This is a genomic window from Halorarius halobius, assembly GCF_024298865.1.
Taxonomy (GTDB): Archaea; Halobacteriota; Halobacteria; order Halobacteriales; family Haloarculaceae; genus Halorarius; species Halorarius halobius.
Window position 1 is genome coordinate 2948965 of the sequence record NZ_CP101161.1, and the last position, 24370, is coordinate 2973334.

General features: G+C 67.9%; 28 protein-coding genes. 16 read left to right on the forward strand and 12 right to left on the reverse strand.

Features of this window, described 5'->3' with window-relative positions:
• Window positions 1–220 precede the first annotated feature (220 nt).
• The gene (locus NL112_RS15800) at window positions 221–646 is read left to right on the forward strand and encodes a universal stress protein (RefSeq protein ID WP_255149810.1); all 426 of its coding nucleotides are present in this window, start codon (window positions 221–223) and stop codon (window positions 644–646) included.
• Here NL112_RS15800 and NL112_RS15805 read toward each other — a convergent pair whose 3' ends face one another.
• The 3 genes from NL112_RS15805 to NL112_RS15815 are packed head-to-tail and all read right to left on the reverse strand — an operon-like array spanning window position 647 to window position 4335.
• A complete protein-coding gene (locus NL112_RS15805; RefSeq protein ID WP_255149811.1) occupies window positions 647–1714 on the reverse strand; it encodes a phosphotransacetylase family protein in 1068 nt (355 codons plus the stop codon).
• Window positions 1711–3804: an acetate--CoA ligase family protein gene (locus NL112_RS15810; protein WP_255149812.1), complete on the reverse strand. Its 2094-nt coding sequence runs from the start codon at window positions 3802–3804 to the stop codon at window positions 1711–1713. Before NL112_RS15810 ends, NL112_RS15805 begins: the two co-directional genes overlap by 4 nt.
• Before the next feature lie 51 nt (window positions 3805–3855).
• Window positions 3856–4335, reverse strand: coding sequence for a YbaK/EbsC family protein (locus tag NL112_RS15815; RefSeq protein WP_255149813.1), 480 nt, complete (start codon window positions 4333–4335; stop codon window positions 3856–3858).
• A gap of 125 nt (window positions 4336–4460) precedes the next feature.
• On the opposite strand from NL112_RS15815, the gene NL112_RS15820 reads away from it, so the two are divergent.
• Window positions 4461–4985 (forward strand): hypothetical protein, encoded by a 525-nt coding sequence (locus NL112_RS15820; protein ID WP_255149814.1) that lies wholly within the window; start codon window positions 4461–4463, stop codon window positions 4983–4985.
• Here the strand turns inward: NL112_RS15820 and NL112_RS15825 are convergent, their stop codons facing one another.
• On the reverse strand, window positions 4986–5291 hold the full coding sequence (locus NL112_RS15825; RefSeq protein WP_255149815.1) for a MazG-like family protein: 306 nt from the start codon (window positions 5289–5291) through the stop codon (window positions 4986–4988). It lies immediately after the preceding gene.
• A gap of 294 nt (window positions 5292–5585) precedes the next feature.
• Here NL112_RS15825 and NL112_RS15830 point away from each other — a divergent pair, with 294 nt between their 5' ends.
• Window positions 5586–5972 (forward strand): DUF8048 family protein, encoded by a 387-nt coding sequence (locus NL112_RS15830; RefSeq protein ID WP_255149816.1) that lies wholly within the window; start codon window positions 5586–5588, stop codon window positions 5970–5972.
• On the opposite strand, the gene NL112_RS15835 is transcribed toward NL112_RS15830, so the two are convergent.
• Window positions 5969–6145 carry a hypothetical protein gene (locus NL112_RS15835; RefSeq protein ID WP_255149817.1) on the reverse strand — a complete coding sequence of 59 codons (177 nt, stop codon included), beginning with the start codon at window positions 6143–6145 and terminating at the stop codon, window positions 5969–5971. The two genes, NL112_RS15830 and NL112_RS15835, sit on opposite strands and share 4 nt — an antisense overlap.
• Window positions 6146–6214: 69 nt before the next feature.
• Between NL112_RS15835 and NL112_RS15840 the strand changes: the two genes are divergently transcribed.
• Both NL112_RS15840 and dpsA read left to right on the forward strand, forming a co-directional pair.
• On the forward strand, window positions 6215–7003 hold the full coding sequence (locus NL112_RS15840; protein ID WP_255149818.1) for a carbon-nitrogen hydrolase family protein: 789 nt from the start codon (window positions 6215–6217) through the stop codon (window positions 7001–7003).
• Between the two features lie 80 nt (window positions 7004–7083).
• A complete protein-coding gene (dpsA, locus tag NL112_RS15845) occupies window positions 7084–7629 on the forward strand; it encodes a DNA starvation/stationary phase protection protein DpsA (RefSeq protein ID WP_255149819.1) in 546 nt (181 codons plus the stop codon).
• A 45-nt stretch (window positions 7630–7674) separates the two neighbouring features.
• Here the strand turns inward: dpsA and NL112_RS15850 are convergent, their stop codons facing one another.
• Together NL112_RS15850 and NL112_RS15855 are read right to left on the reverse strand one after the other, a co-directional pair.
• Entirely contained in the window at window positions 7675–7833 is a 159-nt protein-coding gene (locus NL112_RS15850; RefSeq protein ID WP_255149820.1) for a hypothetical protein, read from the reverse strand.
• A 51-nt stretch (window positions 7834–7884) separates the two neighbouring features.
• Entirely contained in the window at window positions 7885–8553 is a 669-nt protein-coding gene (locus tag NL112_RS15855; protein WP_255149821.1) for a DUF7504 family protein, read from the reverse strand.
• A gap of 129 nt (window positions 8554–8682) precedes the next feature.
• On the opposite strand from NL112_RS15855, the gene NL112_RS15860 reads away from it, so the two are divergent.
• Both NL112_RS15860 and NL112_RS15865 read left to right on the forward strand, forming a co-directional pair.
• Complete coding sequence (locus NL112_RS15860) at window positions 8683–9255, forward strand: DUF7547 family protein (RefSeq protein ID WP_255149822.1); 573 nt, start codon at window positions 8683–8685, stop codon at window positions 9253–9255.
• A 45-nt stretch (window positions 9256–9300) separates the two neighbouring features.
• Entirely contained in the window at window positions 9301–9741 is a 441-nt protein-coding gene (locus NL112_RS15865; RefSeq protein WP_255149823.1) for an HTH domain-containing protein, read from the forward strand.
• On the opposite strand, the gene NL112_RS15870 is transcribed toward NL112_RS15865, so the two are convergent.
• Together NL112_RS15870 and NL112_RS15875 are read right to left on the reverse strand one after the other, a co-directional pair.
• Complete coding sequence (locus NL112_RS15870) at window positions 9738–10118, reverse strand: Zn-ribbon domain-containing OB-fold protein (RefSeq protein WP_255149824.1); 381 nt, start codon at window positions 10116–10118, stop codon at window positions 9738–9740. The genes NL112_RS15865 and NL112_RS15870 overlap by 4 nt on opposite strands.
• The gene (locus tag NL112_RS15875) at window positions 10111–11271 is read right to left on the reverse strand and encodes a thiolase family protein (protein WP_255149825.1); all 1161 of its coding nucleotides are present in this window, start codon (window positions 11269–11271) and stop codon (window positions 10111–10113) included. Before NL112_RS15875 ends, NL112_RS15870 begins: the two co-directional genes overlap by 8 nt.
• 114 nt (window positions 11272–11385) lie before the next feature.
• Between NL112_RS15875 and NL112_RS15880 the strand changes: the two genes are divergently transcribed.
• Genes NL112_RS15880 through NL112_RS15900 form a run of 5 tightly spaced genes read left to right on the forward strand, consistent with a single transcriptional unit; the run spans window position 11386 to window position 18643 of the window.
• Complete coding sequence (locus NL112_RS15880) at window positions 11386–12555, forward strand: alpha-1 4-glucan-protein synthase (RefSeq protein WP_255149826.1); 1170 nt, start codon at window positions 11386–11388, stop codon at window positions 12553–12555.
• A 40-nt stretch (window positions 12556–12595) separates the two neighbouring features.
• A complete protein-coding gene (locus NL112_RS15885; protein WP_255149827.1) occupies window positions 12596–13765 on the forward strand; it encodes an extracellular solute-binding protein in 1170 nt (389 codons plus the stop codon).
• 1 nt (window position 13766) lies between these two features.
• The gene (locus NL112_RS15890; RefSeq protein WP_255149828.1) at window positions 13767–15389 is read left to right on the forward strand and encodes an ABC transporter permease; all 1623 of its coding nucleotides are present in this window, start codon (window positions 13767–13769) and stop codon (window positions 15387–15389) included.
• Window positions 15390–15411: 22 nt separating this feature from the next.
• Complete coding sequence (locus NL112_RS15895) at window positions 15412–16551, forward strand: ABC transporter ATP-binding protein (RefSeq protein ID WP_434084200.1); 1140 nt, start codon at window positions 15412–15414, stop codon at window positions 16549–16551.
• The gene (locus NL112_RS15900) at window positions 16541–18643 is read left to right on the forward strand and encodes an ArnT family glycosyltransferase (RefSeq protein ID WP_255149830.1); all 2103 of its coding nucleotides are present in this window, start codon (window positions 16541–16543) and stop codon (window positions 18641–18643) included. The genes NL112_RS15895 and NL112_RS15900 overlap by 11 nt, the downstream gene beginning before the upstream one ends.
• A 167-nt stretch (window positions 18644–18810) precedes the next feature.
• On the opposite strand, the gene NL112_RS15905 is transcribed toward NL112_RS15900, so the two are convergent.
• Together NL112_RS15905 and NL112_RS15910 are read right to left on the reverse strand one after the other, a co-directional pair.
• Entirely contained in the window at window positions 18811–19494 is a 684-nt protein-coding gene (locus NL112_RS15905; RefSeq protein ID WP_255149831.1) for a dolichyl-phosphate hexose transferase, read from the reverse strand.
• A 60-nt stretch (window positions 19495–19554) separates the two neighbouring features.
• On the reverse strand, window positions 19555–19749 hold the full coding sequence (locus NL112_RS15910; protein WP_255149832.1) for a hypothetical protein: 195 nt from the start codon (window positions 19747–19749) through the stop codon (window positions 19555–19557).
• 180 nt (window positions 19750–19929) lie between these two features.
• On the opposite strand from NL112_RS15910, the gene NL112_RS15915 reads away from it, so the two are divergent.
• From NL112_RS15915 to NL112_RS15930, 4 genes are all read left to right on the forward strand, one after another.
• A complete protein-coding gene (locus tag NL112_RS15915; RefSeq protein WP_255149833.1) occupies window positions 19930–20340 on the forward strand; it encodes a DUF7124 domain-containing protein in 411 nt (136 codons plus the stop codon).
• Window positions 20341–20795: 455 nt separating this feature from the next.
• Window positions 20796–21212 carry a DUF5805 domain-containing protein gene (locus NL112_RS15920; RefSeq protein WP_255149834.1) on the forward strand — a complete coding sequence of 139 codons (417 nt, stop codon included), beginning with the start codon at window positions 20796–20798 and terminating at the stop codon, window positions 21210–21212.
• Window positions 21202–22239 (forward strand): tyrosine-type recombinase/integrase, encoded by a 1038-nt coding sequence (locus tag NL112_RS15925; protein WP_255149835.1) that lies wholly within the window; start codon window positions 21202–21204, stop codon window positions 22237–22239. The genes NL112_RS15920 and NL112_RS15925 overlap by 11 nt, the downstream gene beginning before the upstream one ends.
• A gap of 570 nt (window positions 22240–22809) precedes the next feature.
• Window positions 22810–23463: a helix-turn-helix domain-containing protein gene (locus tag NL112_RS15930; RefSeq protein ID WP_255149836.1), complete on the forward strand. Its 654-nt coding sequence runs from the start codon at window positions 22810–22812 to the stop codon at window positions 23461–23463.
• Here the strand turns inward: NL112_RS15930 and NL112_RS15935 are convergent.
• Window positions 23460–24347 carry a phosphoribosyltransferase HisG-related protein gene (locus NL112_RS15935; RefSeq protein ID WP_255149837.1) on the reverse strand — a complete coding sequence of 296 codons (888 nt, stop codon included), beginning with the start codon at window positions 24345–24347 and terminating at the stop codon, window positions 23460–23462. The two genes, NL112_RS15930 and NL112_RS15935, sit on opposite strands and share 4 nt — an antisense overlap.
• Window positions 24348–24370 lie beyond the last annotated feature (23 nt).

Below are 24370 nucleotides of genomic sequence, written 5' to 3' on the forward strand. Positions count from 1 at the left end.
TACAGATACGTCAACAAGTGGCGCTAACGTTGTTTACGAGACCGGCAACCGGACGATAGACGACGCCGTACGCGAGGAACTGCCGGACCTCGTCGCGGAAGGGGGCGTCGGCCCCCTCGTGTGACACTACGGAGCCCGAAGGCTCCGACTCGGGATGTGAGTTCAATCCCTATCAACGTTCGAGTCAGTTTATTTCACCTCCGGGGTCGTACGGGCGGGCATGTACGACACCATACTCGTGCCGACGGACGGGAGCGACGTCTCCGAGCGCGCGGCCGATGAGGCGTTCGCGCTGGCCCGCGAGTTCGGTGCGACCGTCCACGTCGTGTTCGTCATCGACGAGTCCGCGTCGTCGTTCCTGTTCACGACCGAGCGGATGGCGGACGTACTGGAGGCGTTCCGTGAGGAGGGTGAGGCGGCGACGGACGCCGTGCGGGAACTGGCCGGCGACGACGTCGACGTCGTGGTCGACATCGTGCGGGGGATGAAGGTCCACAGCGCCATCGTCGACTACGCACGGAACCACGGGGTCGACCTCGTGGTGATGGGCACCCACGGCCGCCACGGCGTCGAGCACCTGCTCGGGTCGACGACCCAGCGCGTGCTCACGAGCGCCGACGTGCCGGTGCTGGTCGTCGGCGAGTAGCTACTCCTCGACTGGCAACAGCGCGTCCACGTCGGCGTAGTCCGCGAGCAACTCGCCCATCGCCTCGACGGTCCGTTCGTCGCGGGTCCGGCCCGACCGGACGAGCTCTTCGGCGCGGTCGATGGTGGTGATGGTGTCGGTGCCGACGAGCAGGACGGGCACGCCCGCTTCCTCGGCGCGCCCGAGGACGGCCTCGGGCGGCCGGAATCCGCCGGTGAGGAGCAGACACTCGACGCCCGGGGCGTCCAGCGCGACCGTCTGTATCTCCGTGCGGTCGCCGCCGGTTATCATCGCGGCGTCGCGGGTGCGCCGGAACTGTGTCAGCGCCTCGCTGGCGCCCATCGCACCGACGACGAACCGCTCGACGTAGGCGTCTGTGGCCGCGTCGTCGGTCAGCAGGTCCGCGCCGAGTTCGTCGGCCAGCTCCGCGACGGTGACGCCCGCGAGTTCCTGTCGGCGCGGGAGCGTCCCGAGCACGCGGACGCCGCGACCCTCGACGAACGGCACGACATCGGTGGCGAGTTCGTCGAACGCGGCGTCGGGCACCGCGTTGAACAGCACGCCAGCGAGCCGGTCACCGAGCGCGTCCGCGGCGGCAAGCACGTCGTCAACGTCGCCCGGTTCCTCGTAGCGGGAGACCAGCACGACCTCGGCGTCGAGCAACTCGGCCACGTCGACGTCGGTCAGGTCGACGATGCCGCCGGTGGTGAGGGTGCCGCCTCCTTCGACGAGCATCCGGTCGCGGTCGGCCGCGAGCGTCTCGTAGCTCTCCCGAACGCGCTCGCGGACGGCGTCGGGGTCCTCGCGGCCGCGGATGGCCTCCTGCACGAACGTCGGCGAGTACACGACCGGCTCGAGGTCGTGCATCTCCGCGTCGAGACCGAGCAGTTCGCGTGCGAGCATCGGGTCCTCGTCGAGCGTCTTCCCGACCGCCGACTGCAATCGGGTGCCCTTGGGCTTCATGTAGCCGACCGACTCGCCGCGCTCCATCGCCGCGCGTGCCAGCGCCAGCGTCACGGCCGTCTTGCCTGTGCTCTCCGCCGTCGATGTGACGAGTACCGGTGTCATAGCTTCTCGGGGTCGATGGTCAGTCGCACGTCTATCGCCTCGGCACCCTCCGGACGGGCGACGAGCGGGTTCACGTCCAGTTCCAGTATCGCGGGGAAGTCGGTCACGAGCTGTGAGAGCCGCTGGAGCGTCTCGACGACGGCGGCCTCGTCCACGGCTGGCCGCCCGCGTGCCCCGCGCAACAGCGGTGCCGCGTCGATGTCGTCGAGCATCGCCGCCGCCTCCGGCTCCGAGACGGGCGCGACCCTGACGGTCGTGTCCTCCAGCACCTCGACGAAGATGCCACCTAGACCGAACAGCAGGAGCGGTCCGAACTGCGGGTCCCGGTTCGCGCCCACGATGGTCTCGACGGCGTCGTCGGTGTCGACCATCGCCTGCACCTGCACGCCGAGCAGGGTGGCGTCGGGCTGGTAGTTCCGGGCCCGGGTGACGAGGTCCTCGTAGGCATCGCCCGCCTCCCCGGCGGGAACGCCCACCTTCACGCCGCCGATGTCCGACTTGTGGAGGATGTCGGGGGAGACCACCTTCATCGCCACCTCCTCGCCGATGTCGTGTGCGGCCCGGACGGCGTCCTCCCGGCCGGTGACGATTTCGCTGTCCGGTGTGGGGATTCCGTAAGCGTCGAGCAGGCCCATCGCCTCCACGCCGAGACGGGTCTGGCCGCGGGCGGCCGCCCGCTCCAGCATCTCGCGGGCCGGCTCCCGGTCGACGTCGAACTCCGTGGGTGGTTCGTACTCCCGGCTCCGTATCTCCCGGTAGCGCCGGAGTCCGTCGAGTGCACCCACGGCCCGCGATGGGTCGAAGTAGTTGGGAATGCCGGCCGCCGCGAGGGTCCGTGCAGGCCCGCGGGTCGCCTCGCCGCCCATCAGGACGGTCGCCATCGGGACGCCGCTCTCCTCGTGAGCCTCGACGATAGCGTCCGCGAGTTCTTCGTACGTGAGGACGGCGGTGGGACACGACAGCACGACCGCACAGCCGACGTTGGGGTCCGAGAGAACGATGTCGAGGGCGGCCCGGAACCGGTCGACGCGGGCGTCCCCGATGACGTCGACAGGGTTGTACACGTTCGCCATGTCCGGGAGCGCCTCCCCGAGCGCGGCGTGGGTTTCGCTCGTGAACGACGCCAGCGAGAGGCCGCTGTCGCCGACCGCGTCGGTCGCCATCACCCCCGGGCCGCCGGCGTTCGTGACGATGGCGACGCCGTCGGTATCGGGCGGCGACTGCCCCGCGAGGATGCCACCGAAGTCGAACAGTTCCTCGACGGAGTCCGCACGGATGACGCCCGCCTGGTCGAGTCCCGCCTCGTAGGCGGCCTCGCTCCCGGCGATTGCGCCCGTGTGGGAGGCCGCGGCGTGCGCGCCCGCCTCGGTGCGCCCGGACTTCACCACGACGACGGGCGTCTCCTGTGTCACCTCGCGTGCGGTGTCGATGAACGAGGCGCCGTCCTCGATAGCCTCGAGGTAGCCGAGCACCACGTCGGTCTCCGGGTCGTCGCCCCACGCGCGGACGAAATCCGCCTCGTCCATCACTGCCTTGTTGCCCAGCGAGACGACGTCGTTGAACCCGATATCGTGGTCGGCCGCCCAGTCGAGGACCGCGGTGATGAAGGCGCCGGACTGACTCATGAACGAGACGTTGCCTGGCTCGGCCATCCGCGGCCCGAACGTGGCGTTCAGGCCCTTCGGCGTCGAGACGACGCCGAGGGAGTTCGGTCCGACGAGGTTCATCTCGTACTCCGCGGCGACGGCCTCGAGTTCCCGCTCCCGGGCGACGCCCTCCGTGCCGGCTTCGCCGAACCCCGCGGTGATGACCACCGCGTCGCGCACGCCGGCCTCGCCGGCCTCTCGAACCACCTGAACCGCGGCCTGTGGTGGAACGACCACCACGACGAGGTCGGCGTCTGCATCCCGAACCGAGTCGAGGCAGTCGAGGCCGAACACCGACTCCCGGTTGGGGTTGACGGGGACCACCTCCCCGTCGAACGTGTCGAGGAGGTTCCGGACCACCGCGCGGCCGACCGACCCCTCGCTCTCGGTCGCGCCGACCACTGCCACCCGGTCGGGTGCGAACAGGCTCTCCAACGCCATCACCGAACTGTCATCTCACACGGCGATAAACCTGGCGTGGTTCGACGTCGTCCCCTACGAGTCGGCCTGCTTCACGTCTGCCGGACGACCCCCCGACAGTTCGCGCAACCGTTCGGGTGCGATAGAGAACACCGCCTCGGGCGTGCCTGCGGCGGCCCACACCTCGGCGAACGACAGCAGGGTCTCGTCGACCAGCACCGGCACGTCGCTGGCGTGACAGAACGGCGGAACGCCCCCGATTGACCAGCCGACGGTCTCCTTCACGTCCCCGGCGTCTGCCATCGACGCGCTCCCGGCGTCGAGCAGAGCGGCGACCTTCGCCGTGTCGACCCGGTTGGCTCCGCTGGTGACGACGACCGCGAGGCCGTCGTCCGTCTCGACGGCGATGCTAGAGGCTATCTGGGCGACGTCACAACCGATGGCCGCCGCCGCGTCGGCGGCTGTCTTCGTCCCTTCCGGGAACTCCCGGACGTCCGGGTCGAACCCGTACCGCTCGCGGGATTCGACCGCGAACTCCTCGGCGCGTGGGTGCATGACGGGGTCGTCGCTCCCGTCCGTGAAAAACCCTGTCGAGGTGGCGAGAGCCGTACGGCGCGGTAACTCAAACAGTCGCTTGAACCCCCACAAGGGATTTTTCCATCTCGACCGACCCCCGTATCATGAAGCGCCGAGCCCTCCTCGCAAGCGTCGGAGCCGCAACCACCGGTCTCCTCGCCGGCTGTACCGGGACCGCACCCGGGGACGGGTCCGACGGGTCCCCGTCCGCAACGCCGACCGACACGCCCACGTCGACACCGTGCTCGACTGAACTCACCTCGAAGGCGTTCGAGGTCCAGTCGGTCGAGTGTGGCACCGGCGAGAACAGTGCCGACGCGTCCGTCGACCCGACCGGGGCCTCGACGGCTGACGGGACTACGTACACGGTTACCGTTACGGGGACCATCGACGGCTCCGACGCCTGCCATACGGCGCGGCTTCGACGGGTCGAACCCGTGCCTGACGACGACACCCTACGGGTAGTCGTCGAGTCGCACGTTCCGGAGTCCAAGGAGTCGTCGGTGTGTAGTCAGTGTATCGTCGACATCGACTACCGGGCGACGCTCGAGTTCTCGTGTGGCTACTACGGCGTCGTCGAAGTCGTCCACGACGGCGAGACGGTCGCCGAGGTCCCACTTCCCGAGTAGCTACGCGTCGCTACCGGCACTCCCCGTCGAATCGATGCGCGACTCGTACTTGTCGAGCGACTCCTCGAGTGCCGCGTCGGCGTCGATGTCGAGCGCGTCCGCGAGCGCCAGCACCGCGAACAACGTGTCCCCGACCTCGTCACGCTCGACAGCCAGCGCGTCGGGCTCGACACCGTACTCCGTCGTGCGGTTGGCGTCGGCGGCCAGCTCTCCGACCTCGGCCGCGAGGTCCAGGAGTCGGTACGCCGGGTGACAGTCCAGTTCGTGGTCGGCGACGAACGTGGCGACGCGTTCCTGACGGTCCATACGAGCGTGCGGTCGCCGGCAGGACAGGTGTCTTTCGGTCCCCGGGCCGGCCGTGGCGGTACCGCTGGACACGCCAGTTGCCGGCTGTGACTATCGAACACCGTGGCTCGTACGGTCCGCCGTCACGACGGGCGAGCCACAGGGTTCCCCCGTGCCGGCGATGCCGGCCGTCCCGCCGCGACACAGCTCTCAGGGCACGCGCCCTGTGGCCGCGGCCCCCGATTTCAACCTTCGGGCCGGCGCACGTTGCCGCCACAGCCTCGTTTTTTGCCCGGCCCCACCGACGGGGGAACGATGCCCGTCACCGAGCCGCTCGGGGCGCTCGACGACGACGTTATCGCGGCCGTGGCCGACGACGCCGGCGAGGACACGGAGAGGTTGCGTGACGCGCTCGAACGCCACCAGGAGCACGCCCGGTCGCTCCCCGGCATCGAGGAACTCGTGTACGACTGGCGGCGTTCGCTCCCGTACGACCCGCTCGTCCACCGCGAGCCGACGGCCTACTACCTGGTGTTCCAGCAGTCCGTCTGGACCGAGTTCGCCGACCAGCTGGGCCTCGACGAGCCCCTGTCGACGGCCGTGCAGTCGGTCCACGACCGGCAAACTCGTCGCGCGCTTGCACGCGCCGGAGTAGACGTGGCCGTGGTCGACGGCGGTGCGGCGATGGTGTTAGGCCGTTAGGCGGCGTCTCCCGACTCCCCTTCGGTGTCCCCCTCCAGGGCCGCGTCGATTTTCTCGGAGACGACGTAGTACGCCACGACCCCCGCGAGGACGAACGCGGCCGCGCCCTTGACGCCGTACTTCCGGTAGCTCCACTTCACACCCTTCGTGAACAGACCCATCGCATCGGCCATGTGAGGCCGAACTCCCGCGTCGGGGAAAAGTTCGGGGGGAGTTTAGGTGCCGTCACCCGAGACGCGGGTATGGACGGAGACGCAGTCGTCGCCGCCTGTCAGATTCCGGTCGAGGACCTCGACGTGGACGCGAATCTCGCGCGTATCGAGGAGCGACTCGCCGCGGTCGAGGCCGACGTGGCGCTGTTCCCGGAACTCGCGCTGACGGGGTTCGTCGCCGACGACCGCATCGAACGGGCCGCGGTCCGGACCGACGGCGCCGCGCTCGACCGGGTGCGGGACCTCGCGGGCGCACACGACACCTCGCTCGTGGTCGGCTACGCCGAAGCCGGTGGCGACGCCTACCACAACACCGTCGCGTACGTCGCCACCGACGGCGCGGTGACGACCTACCGGAAGCGACATCTCTGGGGGGGCGAAGCCGACGTGTTCGAGCCGGGTACCGAGTACGTAGTCGTCGATTCGCCCGCCGGCCCCGCTGGGCTCGTCACCTGTTACGACCTGAACTTCGTGACCGACAGCGCGGCGTTTCTCGACCGCGGCGTGGACGCCCTCTATGTCGTGGGGGCGTGGCCCGCGACTCACGCGCAGAACTGGCGGCTACTCGTCCGGGCCCGGGCGCTCGACGGCGTCCGCTGGGCCGTCGCCTGCGGCCGGACCGGACGGCGAGACCTGCCGGACGCGGAGCCGACGACGTACGCCGGCCGGTCGCTCGTCGCCCGCCCGGACGGTGTGGTCGCGGGTGAACTTGCACACGCGCCCGACGACCTCGTCGTCACCCTCGACAACGCCGTGTTCCAGCGCCAGCGCGAACTGGTCGGCGTGCAGGTCGGGAACGGTGACGCGAACCGACAATAGCAAATATGATTTAGTATTTCGTAAAATTCTGTTTTCTACAAGCAATCTTTATGTGGGTGGCGGGGGTAACTACGTGTGTAATGAGCACCCAGAAGCACGTCCGCCAGCAGGCGGATACGGTCGAGGAGAACGCGCTCCGACTGGACGAGAGCAAAGCCGAGCAGATAATCGACGCGCTGAACACCGACCTCGCGGCGACGTACGTCGCCTACCACCAGGTCAAGAAACACCACTGGAACGTCGAGGGCGCGGAGTTCCGCGACCTCCACGTCTATCTCGGCGAGGTCGCCGCGGACCTCGAGGAGGGTGCCGACGAGATTGCCGAGCGGGCCCAGGCGCTCGGCGGCGTCCCCCTCTCGGGCGGCGCGACCTACGAGGAGCACGCGCCGGTCGAACCCGAGGGCCAAGACGTGTACGACGTCCGGACCTCGCTCCACAACGACATGGAGATGTTCGGCGACATCATCGAGAGTCTCCGCGACCACATCGGACTCGCGGAGGACCTCGGCGACTACACCACCAGCGAGATGCTCCGGCGCAACGTCGAGACCATCGAGGAACACGCCCACCACTTCGAGCACTACCTCGAGGACGACACGCTGGTCGTCGAGACCGCACAGGAGTAACCGGCCGGAGTCGTCGACTCCCCGACCCTGTCGCTTTTCGTTTCGTTACCGCTCGCAGACGACCGTGTAGTCGGTCGAGAGCCACGCCTCGCTGTTGCCGGGCTCCGTGAACACCGTCCTATCGGGTGATGTCGAGTGGACCGCGAGGTCGACCGGCGGCTCGGTCGTCTCCTCCTCGTCGCCGGCGCGCTCCGGAACTGCCATCACACCGATTAGGCGTGCCTAAAAGAAAAAGGGTTTCGGTCGGCCTAGAAGCTACAGGTCGAGCCAGTCGGTCGTAATCCCCGCTTCGTTGAGATGCCAGCGCTGTTGGACCGCCCCGCCCTGCGACCGCACTTCGACGACGGCGTCGAACAGCGGCCGGAGCGTCCGGACCGTCACCGAGTCGAACGCCAGCGGAAGATGGTAGTGACCCATCCCGCGGACCGCCCGAACGTCACCGGTCATCGCGTGGAGGAGGCGGAACACCTCGCGGTCGTCGTGCTCTTCGACGAGGGGGCGGAGCGAGTCGAAACAGAGGCGGAGTTCCGAGGGCGACAGCTCCGAGTCGGGCACCGAGTCGATGGCCTCCGCCACCGACTGTCCCAGCGTGGCGAGGTCCTCGACGCGGCGGACGCTCCCGCCGGCCGAGGGGCCAGCGCTCTCGGCAGGCGTGGCCGCGGCCGCGCCCCGCGTGCTGGTCGCGTACTCCACGATGGGGTCGTCGGAGCCCCGTGCCGCGTGACCGGAACTTCCGTCGGTCGCGACGAACACGCGGGTCCGCTCGGCGTCAGCGTCCCCGAGGAGCCGGTGGCACGCGGCGGTGTGGGCCCGGTCGTTCGCCGCGCCGACTACAAGCAGGTTGCTTCCGCGGCGTTTCAGTGACGCTAACGCCTGTGTGAACGCCGCTGTTTCGGTCCGTTCCGGCCCCGACTCCGTCACCATTCTTTCAAAAGAAGGGATGCATGTATTATAAGTGTTTTCCCACGATTCCCGCTCGAAACGAACCGTGACCGCCGCTGAAACGAACTCCACCCGCGAGTGGTTTTTCACCTTCCCCAGCCTACCCCCGCCATGAGCGACCGCGAGGACCTGGCTCCGGTGGTCGAGGAACTGGCCGAGAGCCTCGAACGTTTGCAGGAGGAACTCGACGAGGAGCGGCCGAGGCGGTTCCGTGACCTGCTCCGGTTCACCGAGCAGTACACCATCCCAGCGGTGATAGGAGTCCTCGAGGCGAACATCCGGCTTCTGAAGCTGACGGCCGGCGCCATCAGGCTCAGCGACGGCCGACTCGGCGACGAGACACGGCGAAGTGACGCCGCGGTCGAGACGCTCGACCGTGCGCTCGAGGACCTGAGCGGCGCACTCCGTGGCGACCCGACGGACCCCGAAGCACGGCGCATCCTGGCCGAGGCGCGAGACCTCCGGGCGGAACTGCGCGGTCGCCTCGACGACGCGACCGCCTCCCGAACCGACACGCGGACCGACGACGGGGATGCCGACGACCCCCACCGGGTGCCGGTCCGTTCGGAATCGGCCGACGACTCAATCGAGACATCGGACCCGGAGACGCCGGACGTGGACGTCGACGCGGAACTGGAGTCCATCAAGCGGGAACTCGACGGCGACGACGCGGGCGAAAACTGACACCGCCGGGGACGTTTATTACGCTGGCCTTGCATTGCCGGCACGATGACTCAGTCCGGGTGCCGTTACGAACTCTTCCTGCGGGAGGATGTCCCCGCTCACGCCGCTCGCCATCAGCACGCCCTCCGGGAACGGCTCGAAGGGGTCGCGGACCGCGTCTCGGTCACCGACTGGCCGAAACGGGTCCGCCGCTGGAGCGACGGCGACGTGCTCGACACCTACGAGGAGTTCGCGGCCTGGGCCGAGGACGCCGGGGCCGACCTCTCGCCGTATTTCGGCTCCCGTGGCGCCTACTCGTTCGAGGACGGCCGCCAGTTCGACGCGCTCGTGCTCCCCGTCTGCTGTCTGGCCGTCTACGAGGGCGGGAGCCTCGATGCGGTGTACCCCCACACCGCCGACGGCACGAACTGCTCCGTCGAGGACGCGCTCGAGGGCATCCAGCGGGAGGAGAGCGCCGACCCGCAGACCGACGCCGAAGCGGCCTAGCTCGGGTCGAACCGGTAGCCGTCCCAGTCCTGACTCTCCGGCTCCCGGATGCCCGCGTCGGGGTCGCGCAACTGCTCGACGTGCGTCGGCCGCACCTCGTCGCCGATGGCGACGTCGTCGTCCGTCAACTGGACGAGCGCGCGAACGGCGTCGCCGCCCCGCTCCCCGGAGAGGTCGAACTCGACGATAGCGAGGTGGTTCGGTTCCCGGACCCCGGGTGGCGTCGAGTGGGATGTCGTCCACGTCACCACCGTCGCCGTCCGCCCGGAGAGGTCGACCGTCTCGACCTGGTCGGCACCACACTCCGGACAGAGCCGGTGTCCGGGATACGTCCAGTGGCCGTCCGCACACCGGTGAGCGACGAACGCGTCACGCATCCCGGCTCACCTCCATGACCGCGGTGGTGACACAGTTGCCGAACCCGCCGACGTTCGTCGCCAGCCCCACGTCGGCGTCGACCTGTCGGGGGCCGGCCTCGCCGGTCAACTGCCGGTATAGCTCGTACCCCTGGGCGACGCCCGAGGCCCCGAGGGGGTGGCCTTTCGCCTTCAGACCGCCCGAGGTGTTCACCGGCAGGTCGCCGTCGCGGGCGGTGACCCCCGCCTCGGTGTCTCTCCAGGCGGTGCCCTTCTCGGCGAAGCCGAGGTCCTCGTACAGCAACCACTCGAGGATGGTGACCATGTCGTGGAGTTCCGCGACGTCGACGTCGTCGGGGCCGATATCGGCCATCTCGTAGGCGCGTCGCCCGGACTCGACGACGGCGCCCATCGTCGTCGGGTCCTCCCGCTCGTGGACGACGTGGGTGTCCGTCGCGCCACCCACCCCCGGAACGGTGACGTACGTGTCCGCGTACTCGCGGGCGAGTTCCTCGGTGCAGAACAACAGCGCCGCCGACCCGTCCGTGATGGGACAGTAGTCGTACAGTCGGAGGGGGTCGGCGACCATCGGTGACTCCAGGGCCGTCTCGCGGTCGATTTCCGTCTGGAACTGCGCGTGGGGGTTGTCGACGGCGTTGCCGTGGTTCTTCACCGCAACGCCCGCGAGCGCCTCCCGGGGGGCGTCGTACTCGGCGAAGTAGCGTCGCGCCGCCAGTCCGGCGAAACTGGGGAGCGTGACGCCCGTCCGGTACTCGACGGGATGGGTCAGCGACGCGATGATGTCGCTCGCCTCGCCCGTCGACCGGTGGGTCATCTTCTCGCCGCCCACGAGCAGTGACACGTCGCTTGCGCCCGACGCGACCGACTGCCAGGCGGCGTGGATGCCCGCACCGCCGGCCGCGGAGGTACCGTCGACCCGCTCCGTGTACGCCGGCAGTACCCCGAGGTCGTGGGCCAACATCTGCTGGACGCCGGTCTGTCCCTCGAACTCCCCGCTCGCCATGTTCGAGACGTACAGGTGCTCGACCGCGTCCGGCGCGACGCCCGCGTCCCGGAGACACGCCGCGCCCGCCTCCGCGAGTAGTTCGCTCACCCAGGCGTCGCGCTCCCCGAACTGGGTCATCGACGCGCCGACGATGGCTACCTCGCTCATGCGCCCGACGACACCGCGGTCCGTCCTAATGCTTCGGGTCATCTCGCTCCGGCCACATGTTTTAGGAGCACCTAAACTTCGACAGGTACTTTAGGGTGGCCTAAAGAGTGGACGGTGATGACGGACACCTGCGTTGTAGTGCCGACGGTCCGCGAGTGGGAATGCGTCCGGGAGTACGTCGCCAACGCCCGCGAGCACGGGCACGACGACCGGCTGTTCTTCCTGCTCGTCACCGAGGAGTTCTGTGACACCGACGCGATGGAGCGGATGCTGGACGACCTGGACGTGGAGGGCGCCGTGTTCGACGGTGCCGACCGCGATGCCTGGTACGACGAGCACGGCATCGAGGAGTACGGCCACGTCGTGCCGGCCGCCTCCCACGCCGAGACGTCGTTCGGCCTGCTGTATCTGTGGGCCAACGAGTTCGAGTACGGCTTCTTCATCGACGACGACACCCTGCCTCACGACACTGACTTCTTCGGGACCCACTACGCGAACCTCGCACACGAGGGGTCCGTGACCGAAGTCCGGTCGGACGAGCAGTGGGTGAACGTCCTCTACCAGAACTTCGAGGAGCACGGCCTCTATCCCCGTGGCTACCCCTACGCCGCGATGGACGAGACGGTCGAGACGGGGAAGACCGACGTGGAACGGGGCGATGTCGTCGCCTCCCAGGGCCTGTGGACGAACGTTCCCGACCTGGATGCCGTGCGCATCCTCATGGACGGCGACCTGCAAGGCCAGGCCCAGACCCGCACCACCCGCGAGGACTACGGCGAGGACTTCGTGGCCGCGGAGGGGCAGTATCTCACCGTCTGCTCGATGAATCTCGCGTTCCGTCGGGAGGTCGTCCCCGCGTTCTACCAGTTGCCGATGGACGACAACGAGTGGGACGTCGGCCGGTTCGACGACATCTGGTCGGGCGTGTTCCTCAAGCGCGCCTGCGACGTGCTCGGCACGCAGATTTACAACGGCGCGCCGCTGTGCGAGCACAACAAGGCGCCGCGGCCGACGTTCGACGACCTGAACAACGAGGTACCCGCGCTCGAACTCAACGAACACGTCTGGGAAGTCGTCGACGAGGTGGGCGGAGACGCCGACGACTACGCGGAGGCGTTCGCCGCGATGGCCGACGCGCTCGCGGAGGGCGAGTTCTCGCAGTGGAACAACGGCGAGTTCCTCAACTTCGTCGGCGAGCACATGCGTGACTGGCTGGCGGCGCTCGACGAACTTGGGGCCGGTGACCGCGCGGCGCCGGAAGCGGAGGTGGTCGCCGATGACTGAACCGACAGGGTTTTCTGAATTAGGCGACCCTAAATCGAATATGGACGGCGATCGGACGACGACGCGCCGACGCTATCTCGCGGCAGTCGGAGCAGGGGGTCTCGCCGGACTCGCGGGCTGTAACGGCTTGCTCGGCGGTGGCACCCCGACCGACACGCAAGCGACCGACACCCCGGCACCGAGCGCGCCGGGGCAGATCGGCTCCGGTCGGGAGGGGCGCGCGGCGCCCGGTGGCATCCCGATGTCGGAGATGCCCGACCTCTCGGGTGAACTCGACGTCTTCTCCGGGCGGGGCGAGGCGCTGGTCGGCGAGCTCATCGAGTACATCGAGGACCTGTATCCGGACCTGACGCTCCGGGTCCGGTACAACTCCTCGACCGACCTCGTCAGCCGTATCCTCACCTCGGGCGACAACTCCCCCGCGGACGTGTTCTACTCGGTGAACGCCGGGTCGCTTGGCGCACTCGCCGAGGAGGGACGGACGGCGACGCTCCCCGACCGCGTGACCGAACTCGTGCGCCAGGAGTTCCGCGACCCTGAAGGAGGCTGGGTCGGCACCTCCGGTCGCGCGCGTACCATTCCGTACAACACCAACCAGTTCAGCGAAAGCGACATTCCGAACGACATCTTCGCGTTCCCCGACGCCCAGGCGTTCGACGATGCCATGGGCTGGACCCCGGTGTACGGCTCGTTCCAGGCGTTCATCACCGCGATGCGCGTCCTGAACAGCCGCTCGGAGGCGAAAAGCTGGCTCGAGGGGATGCTCGATTCGGGCGTCGTCGGCTACAACGACGAGTTCACGCTGTCCCGTGGCGTCGCCGCGGGCGAAATCGGCGCCGGGTTCGCCAACCACTACTACACCCTGCGGGTGCTCGACGGCCAGCCGAACGCGCCCATCGACATCGCGTTCACCGAGAACGACGCCGGCTCGATGTTCAACGTCGCGGGCGGCGCCGTCGTCGACACCGCCGCCGACACCGAACTCGCGTCGAACTTCGTGATGCATCTGCTGTCGGCGGAAGCACAGGAGTACTTCGCCACCTCGACGTTCGAGTACCCCCTGATTCCGGGGGTCGAGCCGGTCCAGCCCGGGAGTATCGAACTGCCGACCATCGACGAGCTCCAGCCCCCGGAGGGGCTGGACCTCTCACAGCTCGCGGATCTTGGCCCGACTCTGGAGCTGATGCGCGAGGTCGGACTCAACGTCTAACATGGCGACGGAGGACGCGACCGCACCGGCGACCGAGGACGCGGATGGCGATACGTCACTACCGCTCGTTCTCGTCGCCGGCGCGGTCGCGGCCGCCGTCGTCTCACCGCTCCTGTGGGTCGTGGCGGGTGCGCTCGACGCCAGCGATTCGCTGGACCTCCTGACGGCCCCCACGACGATCGAGGTGTTCGTCAACAGCACGCTGATGGTGACCGGCGTGACCGGTCTCTCCATCCTCGTCGGCGTCCCCGCCGCCTATCTAACGACCCGGACGAACCTCCCGTTCCGGCGAGGGTTCACCGTCCTGCTGGCGATGCCGCTGGTCATCCCCTCGTACATCGGGGCGTTCGCGTTCGTCTCGGCGTTCGGCCCTCGAGGCACGCTCCAGGGGGCCCTCGCACCGCTGGGTATCGAGTCGCTTCCCTCCATCTACGGGCTCCAGGGGGCGGTGTTGGTCCTCACCCTCTACACCTACCCGTACGTGTTCATCACGACGCGTGCGGCGCTGAAGAGCCTCGACACCCGGCTGGTCGACGCCGCCCGCACCCTCCGTCACACGCGCTGGGAGGCGTTCAAGCGGGTCACGGTGCCCCAGATTCGGCCCGCGGTCGCGGCGGGAGCACTGCTTGTCGCACTCTACACCATCTCCGACTTCGGTACACCCGCTATCATGCGGTACGACGTGTTCACGAGCGTCATCTACTCCGTGTACGGCGACGTGCTCGGCGGGGGTCGGGACCTCGCGTCGCTTCTCTCGATGCAACTGGTCGCGGCGACGATGGTCATTCTCGCCGTCGAGTCCCGCGTCCGAGGGTCGGGCGTCGAGAGCGAGAACCCCCGGGCGCACGCGACGCCGGTTCGGCTGGGACACTGGAAGTGGCCCGCCGTCGTCGGCTGTCTCGCGGTCGTCCTGTTGGCGCTCGCGGTGCCGCTGGGCGTGTTGACGATGTGGCTGTTGCAGACCGGCGAGAGTGCCGCCGCCGGCTCGCTGGCGTTCAAACCCGTGTTCGTGTTCAACAGCGTGAGCGTCGCCGGGGGCGCCGCCGTCGTTTCGGCGCTCGCCGCGCTCCCGGTCGCGTATCTCGCGGCCCGGAGCGACTCGCCGCTGGCGACGCTGTTCGAGCGCGCCTCCTACATCGGCTACGCCGTCCCCGGCGTGGTGATGGGCCTGGCACTGGTCTACTTCGGGGCCCGGTACGGCGGAACGCTCTACCGAAACGGGCTTATCCTCCTGCCGCTTCTGGTGTTCGCATACGTGGTGCGTTTCCTCCCGCAGGCCGTCGGCTCGACGCGAGCGGCGTTCACGCAGGTTAGCCGGAGCCTCCCCGAGGCCGCGCGCACGCTCGGACGCTCACCGGGCGAGGCGTTCCGGGACGTGACTCTGCCGCTCGTGGCCCCCGGCATCGCGGCCGGCGCCGCGCTCGTGTTCCTGACGACGATGAAGGAACTGCCGGCGACGCTGCTGCTCCGACCCACGGGGTTCGACACGCTCGTGACCCGCGTCTGGACGGCGTACGGCTCCGGGCACGTCGGGGAAGCGGCATTGCCCGCGTTCGTCCTGCTGTTCGTATCGGCGCTCTCGATGCTCGTGATACTGAAAACGGAGGAGTACGATGTCGAGTGACCTACGCACACCCAACCCGGCGATGGAAGCGGAACCCGAAGAAGCGTCCGGCGACCCGGTTCTCGAACTCGACGGCGTCTCGAAGGCGTACGGGGGGACGCGGGTCGTCCGGGACCTCGACCTGCGCGTCCGCGAGGGCGAACTGCTGACCCTGCTTGGCCCCTCGGGCTGTGGGAAGACGACGACCCTGCGGCTCATCGCGGGGCTGGAGCGTCCGACGGGCGGTGAGGTGCGGCTCAACGGCCGCCCGGTAACCGGCGACGGCTTCGAACCACCCGAGGAGCGCGACGTCGGCGTCGTGTTCCAGGAGTTCGCCCTCTTTCCGCACCTGACCGCCCGCGAGAACGTCGCGTTCGGCCTGAAAGGCGCCGACGAGAGCGACAGTTCCCAGCGGGTCGACGACCTGCTGGAGCTGGTGGGGCTGACCGACCACGGCGACAAGCACCCCGACGAACTCTCGGGCGGCCAGCAACAGCGCGTCGCGCTCGCCCGGTCGCTCGCGCCGGAGCCCCACCTCCTCCTCCTCGACGAACCGTTCTCGAACCTGGACGTGGACCTCCGCGTCGAGATGCGCGAGGAGGTGCGCCGCATTCTCAAAGAGGCCGGCGTCACCGCCATCTCGGTCACCCACGATCAGGAGGAGGCGCTGTCCATCTCCGACCGGGTGGCCGTGATGCACGACGGCCAGCTCGAACAGGTGGGCACGCCCGAGGGCGTGTTCCAGCACCCCCGCTCGCGGTTCGTCGCCTCGTTCCTCGGCCACGCCTCGTTCCTGAGCGGCCGGGTGGCCGGCGACGCGGTCAAGACGGGACTGGGGTCGGTCGACCGCGACCTCATCCACGGGCTCGCTCCCGAGTACGACGGCACGAACGTCGACGTGCTGGTCCGTCCGGACGACGTGGCGGCCCACCCCGTCGACGATTCTCGGCAGGCGAACGGCGAGGTCGTCCACCGCCGCTACCTCGGCCCGACCGTGCTGTACCGGGTCGAACTCGACACCGGCGACGTGGTGGGCTGTATGCACAACCACGCCACAGAGGTGCCGCTGGACGAGCGCGTCCGCGTCGAGCTAGCCGCCGACCACGAACTCGCGTGGTTCCCCCAGGGAGCAAAGCGTGTCGCCGACGGTGGGCGCGTCGTGGACGGCGCCGATGCGGCGTAGCCCCGACCGCGCCGACGTCCTGCTCGCCGCCGTCTCGCTCGTGGCCGGCGCACTCGTGGTGTATCTGGCCGTCGACCTGTTCCCCTACCACTCGTCGAACCACGACGAGGGCGTCTATCTCCAGCACGCGCGGCTACTCCTGGGCGGGAAGCTCTGGTTCTCGACCTCGCTTCCCGACGTGTTCCACTGGTGGTTCTTCGTCGAGGACGGCAGTCGGCTCTACAGCAAGTATCAGCCGGTCGTGCCGGCGCTTTTCGCCGTGGGTCTCGCCGTCGGCACCCCGCGGCTCGTGCTCGGTGTCGTCGGCACCGGCATCGTCGGACTCGTCGGGCTCCTCACCCGCACGGCCTACGACGGGCCGACCGGCGTCGTGGCGGCAGTTCTGGTCGTCGCCTCACCGCTGTTCCTGCTCACCACGAGCGTGTTCCTCCCGTACGCGCCCGCGACCTTGCTCAATCTCGTGTTCGCGTACGCCTACGTGCGGTTGATGCGCGGGGGTGGCCGCTGGTGGAGCGTCCTCGCGGGCACCGCCGTCGGCCTCGCGTTCTTCGCGCGACCGTACACGGCGGTCCTGTTCGCGCTCCCGTTCATCGGTCACGCGCTGGTCCTGCTGGCGCGTGCCAGAAACGACCGGCGGGCGCTCCGGCGACGCCTCGCTCACCTGTTGCCGGTTGCCGGCCTGGGCGTCGCGTTCGTCGGTCTGGCGCTGGCGTACAACGCGGTGGTGACCGGCGCCCCTCTGCGCTTCCCGTACGCCGCGTTCGCACCGGAGGACGGCGTCGGCTTCGGACACCGAGAGATACTCGGATACGAGCGCGACTACGACCTCGCACTCGCGCTCGAAGCCAACGGGACCGTCCTGTGGGAGTTCGTCACCCGGTTCGTCGCGGCCCCGCCGCTCGGTGCGGTGCTTCCGGCCGTCGGCGTCGGCCTGCTCGCGGCGAGGGTACGCGACGCCGTCGGCGCCGACGACCACACGCTTCCCGACGAATCGCCGCCGTGGCTCACCGATATGGGCCTTCGTATCCTGCTCGGCGGTGTGCTCGTCTCCGTCGTCGCCGGGAACCTCGCGTTCTGGGGGAACCTGAACGTGCTGGCGGACGTCGGCGACCCGACGGACGGGCTCATCGCGCAGTTCGGTCCGTTCTACCACTACGACCTGCTGTTACCGCTGTCGGCGTTCGGTGCGGCCGGGGGGGCCTGGCTCGTCGGACGGCTCCATGCGGTCGCCCGTCGGCGCGTCGACCGCCGACGCGCGCTGGCGATTGTGCTGGGTGTGTTGCTCGTCGCCGCACCCCTCGTCGCTGTCGCGGAAGCGAACGCGCTCGGCCCACCCATCGCGGAGAACCGCGCGTACACCGAACGCTACGCCAGCGCCTACGAACCGTTCGAGGAGCGGTCATTCGACGATGCGGTGGTGTTCGTCCCGAACCCGTACGGCCCGTGGCTCGGCCACCCGTTCCAGTCGCTCCGGAACGACGCCGGCCTCGACGGCGACGTCGTGTACGCACAGGACCGAGCCCCGGACGACGAGTTCCGGGTCGTCGACCACTACCCCGACCGGAACCTCTATCGGTTCACCTACCGGGGTGACTGGGGACAGGTGCCGCCCGAACCGGTCGAGGCACACATCCAGCCACTCGCCGTCCGTAACGGCACCGCCCACACGGTCACGTTCGAGACGGGCGTCGTCGGCCAGCCGTCGACGGTGCGGCTCGAGGACGGCGACGACGCGGTCGTGTACGACGTGACACGGGACGCCACCGGGACCATGCCCGTCGAGTACGTCGTCCACCCGGGCTACGCTCGCGTCACCGGTGACGGTTTAGAGCAGCGTGGCATCGGCACCGTCGACTTCGACGGCGGCGCCGAACTCCAGTTGTCGGTCACGTACGTCCAGGCCGGGGGGGCCACGGTGACGTACCGGCAGGAACTCGGGGTCGAGGAGCGCGGTGACAGCGTCCGACTGCTCTGGCCAGCGGAAGCCGAAGTGTGTCGACTCACCCCCGACTGTGGCCACGACGGGATGTACGTGCCCGGCGGCGACTACATCTCGGGCGTCAGCGTTAACCAGTCCGTCTCGACCAGTTGACTGGGGCCCTACGCGGGCGCCGACCGACCGTCGCATTCTCTTTCTACTCGTGCGTTCTGCCAGCACTACAGCCGACGATTCGATATCGCAGTATGCAATTTATAGATGCGAAATGCGACGGGCAGTAATATTGAAAAACTGATAATTATGTCGATCGTCGACGAGAATTAGCGGAACCGCTCCTGGAGCGGCACCTTCACTATCGACTTGGCGATTGCGTAGCCGCCGGCCAGCGGGTCGAGTTTCGTCTCGCCGGCACGCTCCGCGTAATGGATCGGTTCCTCGGTCACGTCGTAGCCTCGCATCAGCGGTCTGATGAGGAGTTCGGCCGAGAGTCCGGTGTTCTCCGTCCACGTGATGTTTCGAAGCACCTCCGCACGGTAGGCGCGCATCCCGGTGGTGGTGTCGTGGACTCGCTCGCCCATCAGCGCCGACGCGACGGCGGCGAACGCGTGGTTGCCGAAGCGGTTGAACCCCGGCATCGCGTCGGCGCCGTGGTACAGTCGGTCACCCGACACCACGTCGTACCCCTCGTTGACGAGTTCGAGGAACCTGGGAAGCGCGTCCATCGGGTAGGTGTCGTCACAGTCCGTCGTCACGACGACGGGGTTCGACGCCGACAGCAGGGCCTCGCGGACGGCGTAGCCGTAGCCGCGGGGCTCCTGCTCGATGACCCGGGCACCGTGCTCGCGGGCGATCTCCGGCGTCTCGTCGTCGGAGCCGTCGACGCAGACGACCTCCGCGCGTCCGCCGGTCACGCGCTCGATATCGTCGAGCACCGTGCCGATAGCCGCCGCTTCGTTGTACGTTCCCATGACGACGCTCACGTCGTCGAAGGTGTACTCGGTCACTACATCCGACTGGTCGACGGGAGGACTTGAGTGTTTAGGTTCGCCTAAAACATCGGCACGTTACCGCATGTCGGGGACGAGCGGTTCTATCTCCTCGGTACAGCGGTCGTTCGGCGCATGGGACGTGTCGGGCCGCCGGTCGAACGCGGCCCCGGGTCGCGAAGTGGCGTCGCCGCCGTCGGCGAGGAGCGTGGGCGTGGGTTCGGTCGGGAGTTGCGGGACGAGCGGGTCGATAGAGTCTGTGGGTCGTGTCATCGGTGGACGGGTGCTGGACGGTCGGAGCGCTGTACGGTCGAGGAAGGAATCAGTCGCGTACGGGTACAGCGAGCATCCGTTACCAGCACGATTGTGACGATATGTAATAAACTTTCATGTCGTGCCGATGCTTGCCTGTGGGACCGAAGCCCGTTAGTCGTCGGGGAACTCACTGCCGATATGGACGACGTGCGGCTAACGCTGGCGTTCGACCTGGCGGCACTGCGCCGACTGTCCGACCCGGCTAGGGTGGTTGCCGACGCCAAGCAGTGGAGCGAACACGTCGGTGTCGTCACCGACCGACCGCCGCACGTCCTCACGAAGTTCACGCGCGAACACGCCATCGACCATGCCCTCGCGCCGGAGCCAGCCCCCGCAGTCGAGAGCCTCGAGCACGCCCGCGAGCATTTCGAGACGGGGCGGTACGTCCACGTCGGCACCCGCGAGGAACACGAAGGGCGTGCCGAGCGTGTCGGCTGGGAGTATCTGGAGATAGCGGAGGCGGCGGAACTGGCCGGCTGGGGCCTCGAAACGCCCGACGAAGCCGACGACGCGAATCGCATGGAGACCTCGACCGACGACTGGCCCTGAGCCGTCGACCGTAGTGGGCCGGAATCTGGTAACCGGAGAACACGCCCGGCCCCTTGGGTATAGCAGGATGAGATTTATAGGCGACGTGTGCGACAGAGGCATTCTACAGTTGAGGTAGGCACCTACACAAGAATTCCGTTCAAGCGAGTGGCCACGCGCGAAACCAGACTCCCAGTCGGACGATAGCGCCGGTGCGCACGAACGGAGCGTCGACAGTCGGATTCGGAAACAGCCACCAACCACACCTCTGACGGAGGGCGAGGTAGATGGCGAACCCGACGACGATACAGCACTACCACATATACTAATTAATGGCACCACTATGCCAATTGGTAGTCCTACAAAATAGAATAAATAAGATTGCACTGACGAAAATCCGGGCCAAATGGTGGAATAAGTGTGTTTATCCCATTGTCTGACACAGATTGAAGTGGTGCCCCTGCGACCGCCTTTCCATGAGTTCGGAGCCGAACACGGAGCGGACATCGGTCCGTACGTACGTGCCATCGTACCAGAAATCCGAGTGGAAAGCACACGCCGAGGAACTCGGGATGAGTCAAGCGGAGTTTGTCCGCACGATGGTCCAAGCAGGCCGCAGAGGGTTCGATTTCGGGGGTGAGAGCGGTCACGATGGCTCAACCACCGACGAGGGCAGTTCTCCGGGTGCTACCCCCAGGGTCGATGGCTTAGAAGCACGTGTCCTCGACCTCCTCGATGCGGAGTCGCATCTCTCGTGGGACGAACTCGTCGCGGGTCTGACCGACGACATCGAGGATCGATTGGACGAGACGTTGAGCGAGCTCCAACAGCAGAACCGCGTCGCCTACAGCGGCCGGCACGGCGGCTACACGGTGATGGACGATGGCGAGTGACGCGACGGATGCGCCCGCGCCCGAGGACCCGGTCGCGTACTTCCTGCAGGACCTCACCTACCACGGGAAGACCCAGCGGACGCGGGAGGCCTACGAGCGGGTCCTCCGGGATTTCGAGGCGTTCGCGCGAACCCAGCGTGGCACGACGCTTCAGGCCGCCACACAGCGGGAGTGTATGGCCTGGGTACACGGCCTGCGGGACGAAAACTCGGCGTCGACAGTGGCGACGTACGCCTCCTATCTCCATCGGTTCTACGGCTACATGGTCCAGGTCGGCGCGTTCGACACGAACCCGATGACGCTCGTCGTCGAGGAGATGGACGAGTCCATCGACACCGACCCCGCCCGCCGTGAAATCATGCTCCCAGCGATGCGCGAGTTCGTCACGGGAGTTCGTCACCCCCTCGACCGGGCCCTTCTCGTCACGCTATTGAAGACCGGAATCCGGGTCGGAGAGCTCTGTAACCTCGACGTGCGGGACATCCACCTTGCGGACGGAGACGTCGCTGAGAGCTACGAGACGGGCCACAGAGGCGCGCTCGACGGCCGTCCGGACTCCCTGTACGTCGACGACGAACCGTCCCGTGGCACCGTCGTCAACGGGGAAGAGCGCACGGAGTCGAACAAACGGAAGCGGGCGACGGTAGTCCCTGTCGATGAGGAACTGAAACGGGTGCTGAAGCGGTGGCTCGCCGTGCGCCCGGACGCACGGTCACCGGCGGAGCCGCTGTTCTGTTCGACGAGCGAGTGGGGTCGCCGCCTGACTATCGGCATGGTCGGCCGCACCGTCGCCGACCACGCGGCCGAAGCCGGGTGGTACCAGCCCGGCGGCGGCGCCGAGGAGAACGTCACGCCCCACTACTTCCGTCACTTCTTCACCACGCATCTTCGGGACAGAACCGGCGACAGAGGCGTCGTGAAGTACCTCCGGGGCGACGTCGCGAGCGATATCATCGACACCTACACTCACAACTGGGGCGACCGGGTCCGGGAGGTGTACGAAGCGAACATCTACTCGCTTCTGTAGCGCGGAAACGCCCGGTTTGGCCGAGGTAATTATCAAATTAATGTCTAATCTGCCACCATGCCTCGTCGTGATAGTAACTCGTAAACCATATACTGCTATACCAAATCTGGCTATTGACCGGACCCGCTCTACAACCAGGAACGGTCGGTAGAGAGCATACGAAACCCATTCTGCCTCCTGGCCTGGGTGAGTTGCATGCTAGGCGGGGATGGGCCACGCTCTCACCGACAGGGTTCCCACGCGGGGCCGTGGTCTCGAGGGTCCGTGGCCGATTCTGTTCGCGGGTCGGGGCCGTGGGCGGCGCGGATGACAGGGTCGGGGCCGTGGGCGAACAGGGATGGAAACTCGTGTCGACGGGTACGTTCCGACGCCGGGGCCGTCGCCACTCGCGAACAGTCCCCCCGGACCGAGTTGCAATCGGGTGTTCGGGTGGAGCGTGGACGGCTCCTTGAATAGTTACATTGGAATCGGCTGGACGCAGGGTAAACCTTCAGCGACGATATGGAGCGCCAGCGTGGCGGGGTCTGTCGCGGGGCAAGGGGTTTTGTACCTCTCCCCGAATCGTGGGGTATGCGGTACGTCGAGGTGGCGTTGCGTCCGACCAGGGGGTACTTCCACCCGTTCGACGAGTTGTTGCAGGCGGAGCCGGGCGTCCGCGAGGAGGCTATCCACCAGATGAACCTGCTCGACGACGGGACGGCCGTCATCCTCTCGGAGTACTCCGGGAGCCACGAACGCGTCGAGGAGGTGCTCGACGCCCACTACGACCACGCGATAGCGTACCAGACCTCGGAGGTCGGGAACAACACTCTGATGTACGCGCACATCGAGCCGTCGGACCTCGTCCGGTCGCTGTTGCGCATCCCACGTGAGCACGGTGTCGTCATCGACTGGCCCATGACGTTCGGTGAGGGTGGCGCGCTCCACGTCACCGTCGTCGGCGAGGACGAGGGCATCCGGAAACTGATGCCGGCCATCCCGGACGACGTGCGGTTCGAGGTCACCCGGACCGGGGACTACCAGCGCGACACGGAGCGACTGTTCGCGCAACTCACGGACCGTCAACAGGAGATACTCCGGACCGCGGTCGGCCTCGGCTACTACGAGGAGCCCCGGCAGGTCACCTACGAGGACATCGCCGCCGAACTCGACTGTACCGCCACGACAGTCGGGGAGCACCTCAGGAAGGCCGAATCGACCGTCCTCCGCGAGATAACGCCTTAGTCGGCGAGTGCCGGTGCTGCGAACAGCGCCTCGAGCACCGCATCGGCGTCCTCGTCGACTTCGCGTTCGTTGGCCAGCATCACCGTCTCGCTCGGGAACAGTTCCTCGCCCACGTGAAGCCCGTGGTCGCGGGCGGTCGACCCGGTGACGGTGAGGTAGACACCCAGTCCCGCGTCCGCGATAACGGCTTCCTCCTCGCGGCCCCCTTCGGTGTAGACGAACTCGACGCCATCGAGCGCGTCGGTTCCCAGGACGGCCTCGACGAGCCGTTCGTACCGGGGGGAGATACACAGCGGTCCCTCGTAGCCGGCGACGAACGACCGGTCGATAGGTGCGGAGTCGACGACGTCCGGGGTGGCCAGAAGCGTGTGGTGGACGGTGTCGCCGAGTCCGTCGACCAGCCGGACGTCCGTGTCGCGGGGGTCGATGCGCTCGTTCACCTCGGTCAGCGAACGGAGCGGGTCGCCGCGGAGTTCGACCACCTCCTCCAACACGAGGTCGGCGCTGTCGAACCCGAGTGCGAACTCGTGTTTCCGGAGTGCACGGAACGGCTCCTCGCGGCCGACCAACTGGACCGCCGTGTCGTCGAGCGGCACCGTGAGCGCATCGAACACGACCCGACGGGGCATCCCATCGCGGGCGTCACGCAGGAGCGTGAACTCCGGGCGATGCGGGTCGGCGGCGTCGCTGTACTGTGCCAGTCGCTCGTAGACCGGGCTGTCGGCGTCGCTCGACCCCTTGGTCACGGCCTTCTCGTATCGGAGCGTCGAGATGACGTCGTCGATGCGGTCGGCGACCTCGGGGGGTGCGCCGCGCGCGAACCGCTCGAGAACGGCTTCCAGCGGGCGTCCCTTCCGCGGGACAGCCACCCTGACGGGACTCATTGTCGGGTGGACGAACGGGCGAA